This is a genomic window from uncultured Ruegeria sp. (assembly GCF_947500045.1).
Taxonomy (GTDB): Bacteria; Pseudomonadota; Alphaproteobacteria; order Rhodobacterales; family Rhodobacteraceae; genus Ruegeria.
Genome location: NZ_CANMQQ010000013.1, coordinates 60084 through 77259 on the forward strand (window position 1 = coordinate 60084; position 17176 = coordinate 77259).

The window sequence follows — 17176 nt, forward strand, 5'->3', positions numbered from 1 at the left end:
CATCATGTCAAACAAAATGCACATCAAGTTGAACGTGAATGGCAAGGATGAGGAATTCCTCGCCGAACCGCGCGAGCTACTAATCTACACGCTGCGCGAGCGGTTGAACATCACCGGTCCACACATTGGTTGCGAGACCTCACATTGCGGGGCTTGCACCGTGACCATCGACGGCAAGTCGGTCAAAGCTTGTACGGTGTTCGTGGCTCAAGCCAGCGGCAAAGAGGTCACCACCATTGAGGGCATTGGTGGTCCGGACGATCTGCACCCGCTGCAAAACGCTTTCAAGGAACATCACGGGTTGCAGTGCGGATATTGCACGCCGGGCATGATTACTCGTGCGACGAAGCTGCTTGAGGAAATCCCGAATCCGACCGAAGAGGAAATCCGCTTCGGAATGGCGGGAAACATTTGCCGCTGCACCGGGTATCAGAACATCGTGAAATCCATTCAGGCCGCCGCCGCCGAAATGTCAGCCGCGAAGGAGGCCGCAGAATGAAGGACGAAGTGACAAGCCGCGAAGAGCGCGTCGAAAATCTCAAGGGCATGGGCTGCTCGCGCAAGCGGGTCGAAGATGCTCGATTCACCCAAGGGAAAGGCAATTATGTCGACGATATCAAGCTGGACGGTATGCTGTTTGGCGATTTCGTCCGCTCACCCTATGCCCATGCACGGATCAAGAACATCGATACCGCTGCTGCGCTGGAGGTGCCCGGCGTTCTGGCCGTCTTGACTGCAGCTGATCTAGAACCGCTAGGTCTGCACTGGATGCCTACGCTTGCAGGCGATAAGCAGATGGTGCTGGCTGATGGCAAGGTTCTGTTCCAGGGTCAGGAGGTCGCCTTTGTCGTCGCCGAAGACCGCTACGCTGCTGCCGATGGGATCGAGTTGGTCGAGGTGGAGTACGAAGAACTGCCCGTGATTGTGGACCCGTTCGACTCTCTGAAATCCGACGTGGTTCTGCGCGAAGACCTGGTTGGCGAGGGCGGCGCGCTACCGGACGGCGCGCACGGACCACGTAAACATCACAATCATATCTTTACGTGGGAAGCAGGTGACAAGATGCCGACCGAAGAGGTGATTGCCAATGCCGAGGTCGTTGCGACCGAGAGCATGTATTACCACCGCACCCACCCTTGTCCGCTGGAGACATGCGGCTGCGTAGCGTCGATGGACAAGGTGAACGGCAAGCTGACGCTTTGGGGCACTTTCCAGGCGCCACACGCGATCCGCACCGTGGTCTCGTTGATCTCAGGCATTGAGGAACACAACATCCGGGTGATCTCGCCGGATATTGGTGGCGGCTTTGGTAACAAGGTTGGCGCTTATCCCGGTTACGTCTGCTCGGTCGTGGCCTCAATCGTGACGGGAAAACCTGTCAAGTGGATCGAAGACCGGATGGACAATCTGATGACCACCGCCTTTGCACGTGATTATCACATGACAGGAAAGATCAGCGCGACCAAAGAAGGCAAAATCACCGGGCTGCACTGCCACGTGACAGCCGACCATGGGGGCTTTGACGCCTGCGCGGACCCTACCAAGTTCCCTGCCGGTTTCATGAATATCTGCACCGGATCCTATGACATTCCGACCGCATATCTTGAGGTAGACGGTGTCTACACTAACAAAGCCCCCGGCGGTGTGTCCTACCGCTGTTCGTTCCGAGTCACCGAAGCGGTCTATTTCATTGAACGAATGATTGAGGTTCTGGCGATTGAGTTGAACATGGATGCTGCCGAATTGCGCAGGATCAATTTCATCAAGAAAGAGCAATTTCCTTACAAGGCCGCGCTTGGTTGGGAATATGACAGTGGCGACTACCACACCGCATGGGATAAGGCCCTGACGACCGTCGACTACGATGGCTTGCGTGCAGAGCAGGCCCAACGGATCGAGGACTTCAAGGCTGGCAAGACGCGTAAGCTAATGGGAATCGGTCTCAGCTTCTTTACCGAGATTGTGGGCGCAGGGCCGGTCAAGAACTGTGATATCCTCGGGCTTGGCATGTTCGACAGCTGCGAAATTCGCATCCATCCGACGGGATCGGCGATTGCCCGGCTTGGCACCATCTCGCAGGGACAGGGGCATGCGACGACATTCGCGCAGATCCTTGCGTCTGAGATCGGCTTGCCTGCTGACAGCATTACAATCGAGGAAGGTGATACCGATACGGCGCCCTATGGGCTTGGCACTTATGGATCTCGATCCACCCCGGTGGCAGGTGCCGCCACGGCAATGGCGGGCCGCAAGATCCGAGCCAAGGCGCAGATGATCGCGGCCTATCTGCTCGAGGTTCACGACAATGACGTAGAGTTCGATGTGGACCGGTTCGTAGTCAAAGGCGCGCCAGAGCGGTTCAAGACAATGAAGGAAATCGCCTTTGCCGCCTATAACCAAGCCATTCCCGGGATCGAGCCTGGCCTGGAGGCGGTCAGCTACTATGACCCGCCCAACATGACCTATCCGTTCGGGGCCTATGTGTGTGTCATGGACATCGATGTCGATACCGGTGTCCCGGAAATCCGCCGCTTCTACGCGCTGGATGATTGCGGCACGCGCATCAATCCGATGATCATCGAAGGTCAGGTACATGGCGGCCTGACCGAGGCACTTGCTGTCGCACTGGGACAGGAGATTGCTTATGACGACATGGGAAATGTGAAGACCGGCACGTTGATGGACTTCTTCCTGCCCACAGCATGGGAAGTACCGAACTACGAGACGGACTACACCGTGACACCTTCCCCGCATCACCCGATTGGCGCTAAGGGCGTGGGCGAAAGCCCGCATGTAGGCGGCGTGCCCTGTTTCTCAAACGCGGTACAGGATGCATTCCGCCCGTTTGGTAACCGTCACACCAATATGCCCCATGACCACTGGCGGATTTGGCGCACTGCCAATGAGCTCGGCTTGCACGATTAATTCAGACTTGGGCACCCAATGATTGGGTGCCCAGACTGCTGGGAATTGAATATGACTTGGACTGACCTTCAGACCGCATTGTCAGCGGACGGCTATGTTGCATCCGACGACCTTGCTGTAGCGTTACATCTTGCGCTTACCCTTGGGCGGCCTTTGCTGCTTGAAGGCGCTGCAGGTGTCGGCAAAACCCAGCTCGCCGCCAGTCTGGCCGCACAGCGCAAAACCAAGCTGATCCGCCTGCAATGCTACGAAGGGTTGGACGCCGCACAGGCCATTTACGAATGGAACTATCAACGCCAGCTTTTGACGATCCGCGCCGCGGCAGAAGATGGTGAGACTGGCAAAGCCGTCGAAGATCGTATTTTTTCACGTGATTTCCTGCTCGAACGTCCACTGCTGGCCGCCATTACACAAGATGTGCAGCCCGTTTTGTTGATTGATGAAATCGACCGGGCAGACGAAGAATTTGAAGCCTATTTGCTGGAAATCCTGTCGGAGTTTCAGATCACCATCCCTGAATTGGGGACGGTAACTGCGGTCTCCAAACCCATTGTGATCCTGACGTCCAACGGCACACGTGATCTGTCGGACGCGCTGCGCCGCAGGTGCCTTTATTCCTATGTCGACTACCCTGACCGTCAGGCCGAGTTGGAGATCCTTAATGCCCGCTGTCCCGGCATCGAAGCTCGGCTTGGCGCGCAGATCGTTGGTTTCGTTCAGAAACTCCGAGAGGAAGAGCTGGAAAAAGTTCCCGGCATTGCGGAAACGCTCGATTTCGCCGCCGCCCTGATGGGGCTTGGCATCGCAGACCTGACCTCTGACCCAGCAGCCTTGCAGCACACCCTCAGCACGCTTCTGAAAACGCAATCTGATCGCGCCAGTATCACATCCGAGGTGGCAGACCGCATCGTAGGTCGCGCCGCATGAGCAGGGTGACAAAATTCGCTGCGCGCGATCCTGGTGCTGCAGCGCGGGTCGCGGGTTTCATGGCGCATCTGCGCAACAACGGGCTGCGTTTGGGGGTGTCCGAGACCGACTTGGCCTTGGCCGCCCTTTGCGAAGTCAACGCGAGTCATCCCGATGAAAGCCGCCAAGCCCTTCGGGCTGTCTGCACCGGGTGTAAAGAAGAAGCCGCGCATTTCGATTCCCTGTTTGACAGCTACTGGATGGATATGGGTCGCGTGAAGCAGAAGATCGTTCAAAGTTCTCCCAGCAAAGGTGACGACAACGTTCATTCCTCACGCGATGCGCGCGGCGAAGATACCGGCAGCGCGGGGTCTGTCAATACGCCCGATGGTGTTGATGGAGAGGCGGAAAGCGAGGGCGAAGGGCGATTGATTGCAACGGAGGTGCGCAATCTGATGCGTACAGACCTGCGCGATCTGGCTCGCCCTAAAGATATCTCAGAGGCCGAAGAAGTGGCGCGCCGCTTGGGTGCTGCGTTGCGAGATCGGCGCTCGCGGCGGCGGATCGCTGCACGCAAAGGCGATCGCCTGCATTTCCGCAAAACGATCCGGGCAAGCCTTGCGACCGGGGGCGAGCCTGTCCGCTTGATACGTAAACAACGCCCTGACCGCGCACGAAAAATCGTCGCGCTTTGTGATGTTTCGGGGTCTATGACTGTTTATGCGCAGGTGTTTTTGGCATTCCTTACGGGGCTCATGCGTTCTGATGTGACGGCTGACGCCTATTTGTTTCACACACGTTTGGTGCGGATTACCGAGGCTTTGCGCGACAAAGACACCATGCGCGCCATCGGGCGAATGTCTTTGATGGCCGATGGCTTTGGCGGCGGATCGGAAATTGGCCCGTCAATCGCTGTTTTCGCCAATACATATGCCAAACGTTTTGTGGATGCGCGCAGCGTCGTGCTGATCTTGTCAGATGGGTATGACACTGCCCCACCAGCCGTGCTGGATGCAGGACTGGGCAATCTGAAAAAGCGCGGCTGTAAGATCATCTGGCTCAACCCGTTGAAAGGTTGGCGCGACTATGCGCCTGTCGCAGAGGGCATGGCCGCCGCCTTGCCTCATCTGGATATCTTTTCTGCGGCCAATACGCTTGCGGATTTGGCCGCTCTTGAGCGCGAGGTTATGACGCTATGACCCCAGCTGAGTTTATGTCAGAAGAATTGGCCGACATCGCAAATGACATGCGCACCAAAGACCAGCCCTTCGCTTTTGCTACCATCGTGCGCACTGCTGGTGCGACGGCGGCAAAGCCCGGCGCAAAGGCTTTGCTCGGCGCCGATGGCACGATTCTACATGGCTGGCTGGGTGGTGGGTGCATGCGTGGCGCGGTGAAGAAAGCTGCGCTTGAGGCCTTTGCCAGTGGCCAACCCCAGCTTGTCTCTGTCGCGCCAGAAGAGCTTTTGACCCGGATGGGTGTCAGCGCAGGCGAAGAAGTGGAAGGCACGCGGTTTGCACGCAATGGCTGCCCTTCGAAAGGCAGCGTCGATATCTTCATTGAACCCTGTTTGCCTGTGCCACAGTTGGTGGTGCTTGGCGCGTCACCTGTGGCACAGACATTGGCTGCGTTGGCTCCGCAATTTCATTGGGCCGTTGTGCGGGATGTGCCAAAGGGCGGCGCAACCCCGGTTCACCAGCAGCCAGTCATCGTCATCGCCACGCAAGGCCACGGCGACATCGACGCATTGATGGCCTCATTACAAATACCTGCGAAACATGTGGCCTTTGTCGGCAGCAAACGCAAATTCGCAACGCTTGCTGAACGATTGATTGATAATGGTCTTGATGCAGACCGTGTCAATGCTATCAACGCACCAGCGGGTCTTGACCTGGGCGCGATCACGCCCGAAGAAATTGCCCTGTCCATCCTTGCGGATTTAATTCACCTCCGGCGTGCGCAAGTCGGCGAAACCCATGCCTGAGGTGTCTGCTATCATTCTGGCGGCTGAACAGTCGCAGCGCATGGGCGCGTCCAACAAGGTACTGTTGGACGTCGAAGGCGTTGCCATGATCCGGCAGTTGGTGAACCAATACCGAACCACGATTGATGGTAACATTATCGTCGCGGCGGAACATGACACAGACAAGGTTCAGGCTTCAACTGAGAGCACAGATACCCGCTGCGTTCTTAATCCCGATCACGCAAATGGGCAGCTAACCTCTGTCGCGAGCGGGCTTGCACCTGCGCTGCGCGCACGGCTCATGGTTGAACCCCCAGAGCGGCCCGGCTGTATGCGTATTACCCGCGATCACCCAGAGCTGGTGTGCCGTCATCCGCAGCCTTCAGCGGGCTTCTCCACGGATGTTGATACGCTGCCGACTACGCCTCAGATAAAGGACGCCGTCACATGAGGGCAATTATTAAAATACTTAGCCTGTTGCGCAAGAAACTGGCGCTTACGCCTGAACAGGCCGACCAAATCAGATTTCCCTGTTGCTAAGAAAAGGACCAACCATGGAACTCTCAGACGAGATCGTAATCAATGCGCCCAAAGACCTAGTTTACGCGGCCATCAATGATCCGGAGGTGCTCAAACAATGCATCCCCGGCTGCGAAGAGTTGATCAAGCATTCCGATACCGAACTTGAGGCCAAAGTTGTCTTGAAAGTCGGCCCGGTCAAAGCGCGGTTCAGCGGTGATGTGCAACTGAATACGACAGGTGCACCAGATTCATTTTCATTGACGGGGCAAGGCAACGGCGGGGCCGCTGGCCATGCAAAGGGCGGCGCGGATGTGACATTAACTGCCGACGGTGACACGACATTTCTGCGCTATGAAGCCAAAGCTGATATTGGTGGAAAACTTGCGCAACTTGGCAGCCGTCTGATTCAAAGCACAGCCAAGAAACTTGCCGCGAAGTTCTTCAAATCTTTCGCGGACGTCGTGAACGAGGCCTCACTTGCCTAATGTCATAACCTGCACAGACGATCCCAGCAGTATTGTCGCGCATGCTGTGTGTTTGGAGGGGCAATCCAAACGGTTTGCCTCAGTCACGCCTGTCGGGATCGAAGGCGGAGCGGCACGTGACCCTACTGAACATCCAGCGCTCCAACAGACGCTTTTGGCGCGCAAAGTCGGTACAATGTGCCTTGAGCTAATCGAAAGCGATTGGCGCCCAGCCTAGCCGGTCTGCGTTGACTATGCGCCCAAGGGGGGGGCGCGATGGTACAAATCAGTCAAGCGTTGAGTTATGAAGTTTTTGGTCTGTCGTCGGACATGAACGATATTGCAGCCGTCGGGCTGAGACAGGGACAGGATCGCCGCAGGCTAGCTCCGAACCCGGAAGCAGACGATTTAAGTAAGTTCGCTACTCCGCTACCGCCAATTGCAGTGTGCCATCAACTGAGGCCAGGATCGACTTTGGCATCCAAAGGTCGATCGTACGTTCCAATACTTTGTCGCCCGAAAAGAATATGCGCCCTTCAGTGACTTCGCGCGAAAAGCTGGATCTGCCATATAAAACTGCGCCAAATGATAATTTGGTCGTCTCAATGTACAGGTCTACGTCAAAGGCTGGTACGTCAATACAGGCCTCGACCATTTTGTTGCGAGGCTCATAGACCAGCCAGTACACCGGAAATGGCCCCTCTTCGTCAGTGAAGTTCATGCGTACTACGACCCGCCGCGGGGGCAGTTCGTCGACGATGACGGCACTGCGCAAACGCCACATAAGCAGTGATAGATCATAGCTGCAAACAGCCAGTTCCGCCTCGATATGTCGCTGTGCCCACTCGGCGAGAGCATCCAAAATCGGATTAAGTGCTTTAGCTTTATCAGTGGGCAGATAGTCAACTGTTCCTTTGGCTTTGTCCTCGACTCTCTCAATCAGATCGAACCGCTCCATCTCGGATAGTCGTTTGGATAATATGGCTGGAGAGATATTGCCAAGCACGCGCTTGATATCGCTGAATTTGGTGTACCCACCATAGACCATTTCGGTCAGAATTGGGATTGTCCAGCGGGGTGTCAAAATTTCACAAGCCTTCGAGACCGGGCAGATTAATCCATAGGATTTGGTGGGCATTGTCGCAATCCTTTCCCGCCTTCAGCTTACATCCTGCGTCGAGTTCCGATCCAGTTCAGAAATTGTATCACGGATTGAATTGTACTGAACTGGCCTAAGACTGTTGGGGTGCGCCATGCTTTCTCCGAAACGAGCAGGAGGACGAAGGCTGATGACCGACATCCCAAATTCATCCGCACAGACCCGTAGCGGTCTGTTCTGGGTAAGTAGGTTGTGGCGAAGCTTGCAAGCCCGCCATGCTGAACGGACCCTGCACCGGAAGCTGAATGAAGCACTGTGCGAACTTAACGCCCCCCAGTTACGAGACATCGGATTTGATAGGGGTGAGTTTACAAATACCGGGAACTACAAAACTAGTTCGGAACATCCACGTGATCGCGCGACAATAATCGAAATGACATTTTGAGATTGGCCAAGATCTGCCAAGCATCAAGGAACGAAGCTTTGAGTTGCAACTCATAGCGTATCATGTGCCGAAAGCCCGTTTAGTTACGCTGCGTCGGCCTCTATCTGGTCGCTGATCGTGCATATGCGGTGATCGGCCGGTTCGGTTGCGGGCGTTCGCGTTCGGCTCACGATATGACAAGTCCGAGTCCTTTGTGAGCGACAAAGCTAAAAAATTGAGCGCGCCGGATTGGACGCGCTCACCTAGCGGTTACGACACTCTCCTTTCTTGAAGCGTGGAGAAGCTTGCCTCGTAAGAAGTTCAGCAACGCACCTATTTATCTAAGACCGCAACTTTCATCAGGTTGGCAGCTCACCGTCGACACCTTGAACAAACCAATTCATCTCATGTACCTGCTTGTCGGTCAGTGCTTCGCCTTCATCGATAACCATCTCGCCATTTGCGTTGGTGATGGGACCAGCAAACGGGTTCAGTGTTCCATCTTTCAGCGCTTGTTCGACTTTGGTTGCGGCTGCTTTTACGTCATCTGATAGCGTGTCGTTGTAGGGTGCCATCATGAGGAGGCCCCCACTTATGCCATCCCAAGTGTGATCGGTTTCCCACGTGCCGTCCAAGACATCTTGCACTCGGCGTATGTAGTATGGCCCCCAATTGTTCACGATACCCGTAAGGTGCGCCTTTTGAGCGAATTGTGACATGTCCGCATCCTGTCCGAAGCAGAATACACCTGCCTCCTCGGCTCTCTGGCAGGGGGCCGGGCTGTTTGTGTGTTGAGTTATAAAGTCAGCGCCCTGGTCGAGCAAAACCTGTGCGGCGTCTGCTTCCAGTGCCGGGTTGTACCAAGTATTGACCCAGACAACTTTCACCTCGACATCCGGGTTTACCTTTTGTGCCGCCAGCGTGAAGGCATTTATTCCCATGATGACTTCAGGGATTGGGAAAGAAGCAACATAGCCTACGGTATTCGTCTCGGTCATCATTCCGGCGATGGTTCCAAAGACAACCCGACCTTCGTGGAAACGTGCGTTGTACACGCTGACATTGGGCGCGGTCTTGAAGCCAGTGTTGTTTTCGAAATGAACATTCGGAAACTTTTCTGCGACTTGCAGGGTTGGTTCCATAAAGCCAAATGAAGCCGTAAAAATCAGCTCATGGCCGGTCAAAGCAAGCTGAGTGATGACCCGGGTGGCATCAGGGCCCTCAGGTACACTTTCAACAAATGTCGTTTCGATCTGATCGCCAAAATGTGCAATGACGTCTTGTCGCCCGACCTCATGTCGATGGGACCAGCCGTTGTCGCCAATCGGGCTTGGATAAACAAACCCGACTTTCAGCTTTTCTTCAGCAAAAATTGGTCCTGACCCCAACATCATTGAAGCTGCGACGAAAATCCCACCTGCAACTAGCCTATTGAACTTGATCCTGCTTTCCATCGAATATCCTCCCTGTTCACCGACCGGACGCAACGAACCAAGCGTGTTGTGATATCGTTCTCGCGAATTGCGCCAAGCATCGGGTGACGACATGCATTGCGACGTTGCACGAAGCCTGACACTGTTTCGGCTTCTTGTGCGGATTTGGTGAGGAAAACTATTAGTCAAATCCCGATGCATTCAAGCGCATACATTCGCTTATTGCGTGCGCAAATTTAGAACGCCTTGCGGACATTTCCGTATTTAAGGGCATATCAATGCAATCTTTGGCCTGTGTTTCACAGAAGCACACGGCTTGTAGCCGCCGGGCACATAACCTTTAACGGAGTATTAGTTCGTTACCCAGCCGTGGATTTTGCCCCAGCTTCGATTTCCTCCAAGGTCCGCACCAATATTTGTGCCAGAGCTTGTGTCGTCTCTGACATTTGCGCGGGGTTGCGACCACTGAGTGTCAGAAGTTCGTATATGTTTTGGCCTTCGATCTGGCAGAACAGCAAGTCGCCTCTGGTCACTTCATCGCGCACATCCGCCCAGGTCAAAAAGCTGACACCAGCACCCTGAATGACAAGCTGCTTTATCGCGCTAACCGAGTTGGACTTAGCTATGGCCTGCGAATTCAGGCCCATACGCTGGATCATGGATTTCACGGTTGCATTTAATGACAATGAACGATCCGGAAGAACCAATTGCTGCCCTTGTAATTCCTCTTTCCCAACTACGTTTTTTGACCGAAGCTCTGGTGTAGGTTTCATCACAACCCCGATATCCAATCTTGTTTCATAGTGACATCGAAAACCAAGATCTCCGGGCATGTTAAATGCGACAACCAGGTCTAGTTCGCCCGCAAGCATTTGCTGAACGAGTTGAGATGTTCCGGCCACAACTACGTCAATTGCGACGGACCCATGCTTTTGTCTTACTTCGTCATACACTGTCGCCAGAAAGCCTTCGGCAAAGCACTCCATAATCCCCAACCGCACGTGACCGACGCGCCCTTTCAAGACTTCGATTTCGCTGCGTAGGGTTTGATCCTGGATTTGGAGATCCCGGATGTAGTCGACGACCAGTTTTCCAGCCTCGGTCAAGTTCATACCTTTGGCATGGCGCAAGAACAAAGGTGTCCCTAGCTCCCGCTCCAGATTCAGAACATGTCGATTAATCGCAGAAGGGGCCAGGTTCACTCTTTCTGATGCTTTCCGGATCGAGCCTGAGCTGGCAACAATTTCGAGAACGTGCGCGGCCTGGGTAATCAGTGGCATAGTGGCGTCCTAATTTTTAGTCTATACTGTCCGATTTATTATCATAGATTGGAACGCCACTAGCTCCTAGCTTTAACAAAAATCAAAAAGGGTAGAGAGATGACCCGTGATGTTCTGCTTTGCGCACCGCACGTACTGACCATGGATGCGCGGAATACTGTCTTAAACGACGCTGCGGTTCTTGTGCGTGGAAATGAAATTGCCGCTGTCGGATCTCGGGAGCAGCTAGTTCGCGAAAACCCGCAAGCGCATATTCAGGAGTTTCACGATAGCTTGCTAATGCCTGGCCTCGTGAACGCGCATTGTCATTCGGGTATTCTGCGTGGAACGGCCGAAGGGCTGCCTGTCTGGGATTGGCTGCGGATGTATATTGATCCCATGCATCGGGTCCTCAATGCGCGTGAAGCAGAAACGGCATCTTGGCTTTGCTATGCAGAATCTGCCCTGTCTGGATCGACGACAATCGTCGACATGTGGCGGTACATGCATGGCAGTGCGAAGGCAGCAGATACAATTGGCACGAGGGCAGTGCTTGTGCCGTATGTCGGCGAGCACCCGGACTACAACTATTTTGAAACTCTGGATTCCAATGAACAGCTTCTGGAAGACTGGCATCGCAAGTCTGATGGCCGGATCAATGTCTGGGTGGGTCTTGAACATCTTTTCTATGCGTCGCCTGAAAAGCACCGGGACTTCATCGATCTCACACTAAAATATGACACTGGCTTCCATACCCACAGCAATGAAGCCGAGATTGAACTACGGGAAATGGATCGCCGCTATGGCAAGCGCTCGGTTCATGTTCTCAAGGATCTGGGCTTTTTCGAACCTCGTAGTACCATGCTGGCCCATTGTGTCTGGTTGGACGATTCCGAAATCGAAGTCATCGCAGAAAATGGCGTTGGCGTCGCCCACAACCCGGTCAGCAATATGAAACTGGCAAGTGGCATTGCACCTGTGGAAAAGCTACTCAAATCTGGTGTTGCGGTTGGTATCGGTACAGACGGCGAAAAAGAGAACAACAACCTCGATATGTTCGACGACATGAAGTGCACGTCGCTTCTTGGAAAACTGAACAATCTGGACGCCAGCGCATTGGATGCGTGGGAGGTTCTGAGAATGGGCACAATCGACGGCGCAAGAAGCATCGGTCTGGAGAATGAGATCGGTTCATTGGAAGTCGGCAAGAAAGCTGACATCATTGCGATACAAACCGATACACCGCGGATGACGCCATTGATCAGTGATGGTGAATTTTTCAACCTCCACTACAATCTTGTGCATTCAGCCCGGGGCTCGGACGTGGTAATGACCATGGTAGACGGACAACAGATCGTCCGTGATGGACGACTTATGACCGCTGACATATCTGATCTGATCGCCCAGGTTCACGAAGTTCTTCCAGGGTTATTTGAGCGCCGCGCGGCATTTCTGGCTGAAAACTCTGATGGTGCGGTGAGTCCTGTTTGAGTGATGGCGCCACCTCTAAAGAGCTATGTTAGCCTTAAGGTAAACCGTTTCGGGCAGACCCCATAGGGCAAAATAGGAAAATCTGATGTGCGATGACCTGAAATATCTGCGTGAAACCATTAAGATCGCAAAAGAGTGCCGGGAAACGGGCAATCACCCTTTTGGAGCTATTCTGGTTGGCCCTCTTGGTGATATATTACTTCGCGCTGGAAACACGTATTCGTATGAAAAAGGTGTTGGGCATGCCGAGTTGAATGTTGCCTGCGCCGCAAGCCGAAAATACCAATCTGAGTATTTGGAAGAGTGTACGCTTTACACATCAGTGGAGCCGTGTTGCATGTGCGCCGGAGCCTGCTACTGGGCAGGGATCGGAACAGTCGTCTACGGTATGACTGAAAAGCGATTGGCTGTACTAACCGGAGACAACGAAGAGAATCTCACATTGGACCTGCCATGTGAAACTGTCTTTGCGGCCGGTCAACGAACAGTAGAAACACGTGGGCCATTTGCCGAAATCGAAGAAGAAGTTGCCGAGGGCCATGTGGATTTCTGGTAGTTTGATGCAAACTCTCAAAACATTTGCACGGTTGTCCTTCAAATGTTCAATTGAAATTGCGGGTTTATTGCGCATCTCGAACACCGCAAAGTCTTGTGTGGAATGACTGCTTTGGGCTGCCAACGGTTGCTGATGCGAAAAGCAATCCAGAGATGGCCGTGTCAATGAAGCTAGATACTTCGAACACGTTCGGCAGCTCCTGAGCCCGAAGTGGTCTTTACGGAATACGATTTGGAATTTGTTATTGCTCGTCCACTAGGCCTTCCAATTCAAAAGCAGAAATTTGGTCGCCAATTCCCTTTAGGTCAAAGGGTCCAGCCGGTTGCAGTTCGTATTCGATCTGCCATGCAGTCGCGTGCGAAACTAGGATTTGGTTTTCCACAGCTTGTTCGCAAAGCCGCGAAGCCAAGTTCGGGGCTGGGCCTATGGCAGAGTAGTCACGTCTACCTTCAAACCCGATTTGGCCCAATGTAGCCGCACCAGTACCAATCCCGATACCGACCCCAAGATGGCGTTCGTCCGAACCTGCCCTAAATGGGACCATTGCCTCTCTAACTGCGGTGCGCAGTTCTAATGCGAGGGTTGCGGCTTTCTGAGCCGGGTTTTTCATGGCAACAGGTGCTCCAAACAACACCATTAGGCCATCACCAAGAAAGCGCTCAAGAGTTCCTCCGCTTGTGTCGATCAGTGGGCCGCAAGCGCTGTGAAACGCGTTGAGAGCCTCGACAACCTGAGCTGGTGTTGCGGCATTTGCGAAAGCGGTAAAGCCACGCAGATCGACAAACAGAACGGTGATCTCTGCGCGTTGCGTGCGTAGGACATCAAGTTCATCCGGCGCAGAGACAATCATCTCTGCCACCTGAGCCGGCAAAAATCGCCGCAATCGATTTGTACGTTCGATCTCTTCGACCTGCATTTTGACCTTGTCCTCCAGCGCAGAGTTCAGTCCGGCGAGTTCAGACTTTTGGTTTTCTACCGCATCGTACAACTCGTCCAAATTCTTACTTGTCCGGTTCACATTTTCCGCAAGTTCTCCCAACTCGTCGCGATTGGATATGCTGACACGTGAATTGAAGCTTCCGACCGCAAGTTTTCCCAGCGCCAACCGGATCCGGTCCAGAGGGCCCGTGATTGAAGTTGAAATTGCAAACCCGAGCATCAGGCCAAGTGCGGTTGCAAATCCGGAAACGCCCAAGACCAAACGCTTCGCATGCTCAAATATGGCAGTATTCTCTTCCGCGTTTGCCTGCATCTCTCGCCCCAGCTCAAAGGAAATCGAAGAGATTATTCGATCAAACGCATTCAGGGCATCAGAAAACTCGGTTTCATAGATCGTTCTCGCTGCTCTGACTTCGCCTTGCACAAATAGGGTGCGCACTTGCGAGGCGGCCACTTGGACTTCTCGTTCCTTAACAAAAAATTCCTGTTCAAATTCTGGCGTAAGGAAATAGGTGGCCCTCCTATTGTTTCCTGTTTGCGAAGCAGCAGCACGAAATAATAAAACTTCATCGTAAAACTTACTTGAAAGCTCTTTGTTTTTTGTTTGGTCTCCGTGGTTCAGGAACAACTCAGCACCGGCGATCTTAATGGACTGGATGCTGCGGCTAATGGATCGCAAGGTACTGATCCGGATCTGATCGTCAATCAAATCATCTGTCCTCTCGTTGGCTCGACGCAACTCAGACAGCCCAGTCAGTGCCAACGCAACCATCAGGCCAACTAAGAACAAAAATGCGAAGGGCAACTTGAAGCGGATCGGAATAGCAATTCGCCCAATTAGCTCTCCGATCCAACGGAATGGAGCAAACTGCTTCATAAGTGCCACAGAATATTTGAGGGCCATTGCAAAACTCCTGGTCAAGGAAATGCGTGAGCATCTGCGGGCATTATGTTGGCAATCGGTCAATCCGCCAAATCCAGGCGGGCTCGTTGCGGCACAACAAATTATTGGCTCGGTAGTTTGGCAGATTCATTTATGAAGGTGTTCACTGCCTTCGCCTAAAAAGTAGAACTGGCATTGCAGCAAACATTTGCTGCCTTCTGCGCCGGTTTTTGACCAAATTGACGCCTGCCAAAAACTATAGACAGATCGCGAGGACCAACAGAAGATCGGCTCGTTCGCAAAGTGGCCATTTGAATTGATCTGTGTAGCGCCTGCGGCGAACAGCAGCTCAGTGGCCTAGTAGAAACAGGATATCACAGAACGAAGGTCCGCTTACTGGCAAGCGGTCAATTTGCTTTTCATCGGAACGGTAACTTTGGTGCGTTTAACGGATTTTGAAATCCGATCCTGTGAATGGCAATTTTGCGCGTAGAGATTAACTGAAACTACCTCGTAAGCGGACTCTTTCCGGCTTAATTTGGACCAACCGCAGATCGTCGCGGCTAAACAGCGACTTCAACCTATTGACCAACTCGTCCGGTGAGAGGCGATGCGTCAACTCAGCGAACTAGCGCTATGATTTTTTCGCTGATCGGCGTGAGGTTCGACAATCGGCTTCGTTTCAATCATTTAGCGGCAGTCGGTCTCGTCGATATCGGAAGAGTGTCTCCCAGTCTTAAACAGTTGAAGGCCACTCATGAATTCCTTCGAAGGCGAACAAAACTCGAAGGATGCGATCCTGTGCGCGGTTTCTTCTATGCTCGGAATGGCGTGTCATACAGCGATCTGGAAGAAATCATGTGCGAATGAGGTGTCCCGTTGACTACACTAGACTAAACAGATGGAACACGCGGTATTTCGCTGCAATCGCTGAAGCAGCGCATCGACGGAAAGGGCGTTGCGACCGATTCTGGAGAATGGGTGAGACTTACATCAAAGTGAAAGGAGTGTGGATTTATCTCTTCCGAGCTGCCGACCAATACGGCAAAACGCTCGAATCCTTGCTTTCACAGCACTGACACAAGCCGGTTTCCACAATGTTTCTCACCCGAATGCTGGAGTGTAATGGTTCGCTACGAAAGATCATCATCGATCAGAGCAGTGCCAATACTGCAGTTATCAAGGTTATCCATAAATTGCTCAAAGGTATTAGTTACCCGAACTAATCGAGATGGTGAGGTAGAAACCCCTCAACAAGGGCGGCGAATAGCACTATCGGTTCATGAAACGCCGGAACTCGCATCCGCGTCAATCTAATCCCAAAACTTGAGATACAGCCTCTCAACATTGATCAGGCCTCCCTTTTCTGTATCCTTCCATAGAAGGTGGTCGGCACCTTGATCGAGCACCGAATAGGCGAGGGCGCGGCCAATGAAATACACCAGAGACGGACATTGGCTGCGATCAGCAGGCGAGTTCATACAAGTTGGGTTGGCTCCTCAGTTGGTTCAGAAATTTGGGGAGGTCATTTTTGTAGAGCTCGCCAATCCCGACGTCGTATTAAAGCGAGGCGAGGATGTTGGAGTGGTCGAATCCAATAAGGCTGTTTCGGACATCGTCATGCCGTTGACTGGTGCAATCACAGCGGTAAACGAAGTAATACTGAAGCACCCTGAATTCGTCGGCAATGACCCTTTGGGTCAGGGGTGGCTGTTTGAAATGGCACCTCAGCAACGCGATGAACTACAGGATTTGATAACCGAGGATGAGTATCTGACGCTGGTCGTAACGGCATAAGTACCTGAGCAGACAAAAGGTTGACTGGAGGCAGATGCGAAGGTCATAATCGATTTATTGTATATGCATGAGGTGGACCGATGGCAAAACCATCAATGCCACGAGATTTAAGAAAGAAGATATTGCTTGGTGTAGCTGTTACGGCCATTCCTCTGGCCGGGTGTGATCTGATAAATGTAGATGGGTCTTCAACCGGCGGTACTTCCGCTGGCATAACAGCATCGCCTGACGAAGTTGCCGCATTTGAAGCGGCGAAATCACAGGGAACTGTTGCTTCGGTTGAACAGTTTCTTCGAAGCTATCCTGATAGCGCACTGGTGCGTAAGCTGCTTCAGGATCAGTCAACGACCACCCTCCGGCGGATCAATGAAGGTGTCGTTCGCAATCTTAGCCCCGCTGTTGTCAGCTCGCTTTCACCCCGCGTAAAACAGGCGCTTAGGTTAGACATAGATTCTGGTGCGGGTAATGAGGGGCGCAGCGGAGCTTCTGATGGTTACAGCGGCTAACCGTCGAAC

Annotated in this window: 16 protein-coding genes; 12 read left to right on the forward strand and 4 right to left on the reverse strand. The window is 53.2% G+C overall.

Annotated elements, in window-relative coordinates:
• Window positions 1–4 precede the first annotated feature (4 nt).
• The 7 genes from Q1B46_RS18385 (at window position 5) to Q1B46_RS18415 (ending at window position 6801) form a co-directional block, all read left to right on the forward strand.
• Entirely contained in the window at window positions 5–499 is a 495-nt protein-coding gene (locus tag Q1B46_RS18385; protein ID WP_299950297.1) for a (2Fe-2S)-binding protein, read from the forward strand.
• Complete coding sequence (locus tag Q1B46_RS18390; protein ID WP_299950299.1) at window positions 496–2925, forward strand: aerobic carbon-monoxide dehydrogenase large subunit; 2430 nt, start codon at window positions 496–498, stop codon at window positions 2923–2925. The genes Q1B46_RS18385 and Q1B46_RS18390 overlap by 4 nt, the downstream gene beginning before the upstream one ends.
• 51 nt (window positions 2926–2976) lie before the next feature.
• Window positions 2977–3852, forward strand: coding sequence for a MoxR family ATPase (locus Q1B46_RS18395; protein ID WP_299950300.1), 876 nt, complete (start codon window positions 2977–2979; stop codon window positions 3850–3852).
• Window positions 3849–5030 carry a VWA domain-containing protein gene (locus Q1B46_RS18400; protein ID WP_299950302.1) on the forward strand — a complete coding sequence of 394 codons (1182 nt, stop codon included), beginning with the start codon at window positions 3849–3851 and terminating at the stop codon, window positions 5028–5030. Before Q1B46_RS18395 ends, Q1B46_RS18400 begins: the two co-directional genes overlap by 4 nt.
• Window positions 5027–5815 carry an XdhC family protein gene (locus Q1B46_RS18405; RefSeq protein ID WP_299950305.1) on the forward strand — a complete coding sequence of 263 codons (789 nt, stop codon included), beginning with the start codon at window positions 5027–5029 and terminating at the stop codon, window positions 5813–5815. Before Q1B46_RS18400 ends, Q1B46_RS18405 begins: the two co-directional genes overlap by 4 nt.
• Window positions 5808–6245, forward strand: a complete 438-nt coding sequence (locus Q1B46_RS18410; protein WP_299950307.1) for an NTP transferase domain-containing protein — start codon at window positions 5808–5810, stop codon at window positions 6243–6245. The genes Q1B46_RS18405 and Q1B46_RS18410 overlap by 8 nt, the downstream gene beginning before the upstream one ends.
• A gap of 103 nt (window positions 6246–6348) precedes the next feature.
• Window positions 6349–6801 (forward strand): CoxG family protein, encoded by a 453-nt coding sequence (locus Q1B46_RS18415; protein WP_299950309.1) that lies wholly within the window; start codon window positions 6349–6351, stop codon window positions 6799–6801.
• Window positions 6802–7201: 400 nt separating this feature from the next.
• On the opposite strand, the gene Q1B46_RS18420 is transcribed toward Q1B46_RS18415, so the two are convergent.
• From Q1B46_RS18420 to Q1B46_RS18430, 3 genes are all read right to left on the reverse strand, one after another.
• Window positions 7202–7918, reverse strand: coding sequence for a helix-turn-helix domain-containing protein (locus Q1B46_RS18420; protein WP_299950311.1), 717 nt, complete (start codon window positions 7916–7918; stop codon window positions 7202–7204).
• A gap of 744 nt (window positions 7919–8662) precedes the next feature.
• Entirely contained in the window at window positions 8663–9757 is a 1095-nt protein-coding gene (locus tag Q1B46_RS18425) for a BMP family ABC transporter substrate-binding protein (protein ID WP_299950313.1), read from the reverse strand.
• A 338-nt stretch (window positions 9758–10095) separates the two neighbouring features.
• A complete protein-coding gene (locus tag Q1B46_RS18430) occupies window positions 10096–11016 on the reverse strand; it encodes a LysR family transcriptional regulator (RefSeq protein ID WP_299950315.1) in 921 nt (306 codons plus the stop codon).
• A gap of 99 nt (window positions 11017–11115) precedes the next feature.
• Here Q1B46_RS18430 and Q1B46_RS18435 point away from each other — a divergent pair, with 99 nt between their 5' ends.
• Complete coding sequence (locus Q1B46_RS18435) at window positions 11116–12486, forward strand: amidohydrolase (protein ID WP_299950317.1); 1371 nt, start codon at window positions 11116–11118, stop codon at window positions 12484–12486.
• An 85-nt stretch (window positions 12487–12571) separates the two neighbouring features.
• A complete protein-coding gene (locus Q1B46_RS18440) occupies window positions 12572–13042 on the forward strand; it encodes a nucleoside deaminase (RefSeq protein WP_299950319.1) in 471 nt (156 codons plus the stop codon).
• A gap of 241 nt (window positions 13043–13283) precedes the next feature.
• On the opposite strand, the gene Q1B46_RS18445 is transcribed toward Q1B46_RS18440, so the two are convergent.
• A complete protein-coding gene (locus Q1B46_RS18445) occupies window positions 13284–14885 on the reverse strand; it encodes an adenylate/guanylate cyclase domain-containing protein (RefSeq protein WP_299950321.1) in 1602 nt (533 codons plus the stop codon).
• A gap of 956 nt (window positions 14886–15841) precedes the next feature.
• Here Q1B46_RS18445 and Q1B46_RS18450 point away from each other — a divergent pair.
• The 3 genes from Q1B46_RS18450 (at window position 15842) to Q1B46_RS18460 (ending at window position 17167) form a co-directional block, all read left to right on the forward strand.
• Window positions 15842–15943, forward strand: coding sequence for a DDE-type integrase/transposase/recombinase (locus Q1B46_RS18450; RefSeq protein ID WP_299950323.1), 102 nt, complete (start codon window positions 15842–15844; stop codon window positions 15941–15943).
• Window positions 15944–16295: 352 nt separating this feature from the next.
• Window positions 16296–16661, forward strand: a complete 366-nt coding sequence (locus Q1B46_RS18455) for a glycine cleavage system protein H (protein WP_299950324.1) — start codon at window positions 16296–16298, stop codon at window positions 16659–16661.
• An 80-nt stretch (window positions 16662–16741) separates the two neighbouring features.
• Complete coding sequence (locus Q1B46_RS18460) at window positions 16742–17167, forward strand: hypothetical protein (protein WP_299950326.1); 426 nt, start codon at window positions 16742–16744, stop codon at window positions 17165–17167.
• Window positions 17168–17176 lie beyond the last annotated feature (9 nt).

What these genes read in the sequence shown, in the direction of transcription:
- Q1B46_RS18405 (WP_299950305.1), top strand. Translation starts at nt 5,027, where the DNA reads ATGACCCCAGCTGAGTTTATGTCAGAAGAATTGGCCGACATCGCAAAT.
- Q1B46_RS18430 (WP_299950315.1), bottom strand. Translation starts at nt 11,016, where the DNA reads ATGCCACTGATTACCCAGGCCGCGCACGTTCTCGAAATTGTTGCCAGC.
- Q1B46_RS18460 (WP_299950326.1), top strand. Translation starts at nt 16,742, where the DNA reads ATGGCAAAACCATCAATGCCACGAGATTTAAGAAAGAAGATATTGCTT.
- Q1B46_RS18450 (WP_299950323.1), top strand. Translation starts at nt 15,842, where the DNA reads ATGGGTGAGACTTACATCAAAGTGAAAGGAGTGTGGATTTATCTCTTC.
- Q1B46_RS18395 (WP_299950300.1), top strand. Translation starts at nt 2,977, where the DNA reads ATGACTTGGACTGACCTTCAGACCGCATTGTCAGCGGACGGCTATGTT.
- Q1B46_RS18440 (WP_299950319.1), top strand. Translation starts at nt 12,572, where the DNA reads ATGTGCGATGACCTGAAATATCTGCGTGAAACCATTAAGATCGCAAAA.
- Q1B46_RS18415 (WP_299950309.1), top strand. Translation starts at nt 6,349, where the DNA reads ATGGAACTCTCAGACGAGATCGTAATCAATGCGCCCAAAGACCTAGTT.
- Q1B46_RS18390 (WP_299950299.1), top strand. Translation starts at nt 496, where the DNA reads ATGAAGGACGAAGTGACAAGCCGCGAAGAGCGCGTCGAAAATCTCAAG.
- Q1B46_RS18425 (WP_299950313.1), bottom strand. Translation starts at nt 9,757, where the DNA reads ATGGAAAGCAGGATCAAGTTCAATAGGCTAGTTGCAGGTGGGATTTTC.
- Q1B46_RS18400 (WP_299950302.1), top strand. Translation starts at nt 3,849, where the DNA reads ATGAGCAGGGTGACAAAATTCGCTGCGCGCGATCCTGGTGCTGCAGCG.
- Q1B46_RS18385 (WP_299950297.1), top strand. Translation starts at nt 5, where the DNA reads ATGTCAAACAAAATGCACATCAAGTTGAACGTGAATGGCAAGGATGAG.
- Q1B46_RS18410 (WP_299950307.1), top strand. Translation starts at nt 5,808, where the DNA reads ATGCCTGAGGTGTCTGCTATCATTCTGGCGGCTGAACAGTCGCAGCGC.
- Q1B46_RS18445 (WP_299950321.1), bottom strand. Translation starts at nt 14,885, where the DNA reads ATGGCCCTCAAATATTCTGTGGCACTTATGAAGCAGTTTGCTCCATTC.
- Q1B46_RS18455 (WP_299950324.1), top strand. Translation starts at nt 16,296, where the DNA reads ATGAAATACACCAGAGACGGACATTGGCTGCGATCAGCAGGCGAGTTC.
- Q1B46_RS18435 (WP_299950317.1), top strand. Translation starts at nt 11,116, where the DNA reads ATGACCCGTGATGTTCTGCTTTGCGCACCGCACGTACTGACCATGGAT.
- Q1B46_RS18420 (WP_299950311.1), bottom strand. Translation starts at nt 7,918, where the DNA reads ATGCCCACCAAATCCTATGGATTAATCTGCCCGGTCTCGAAGGCTTGT.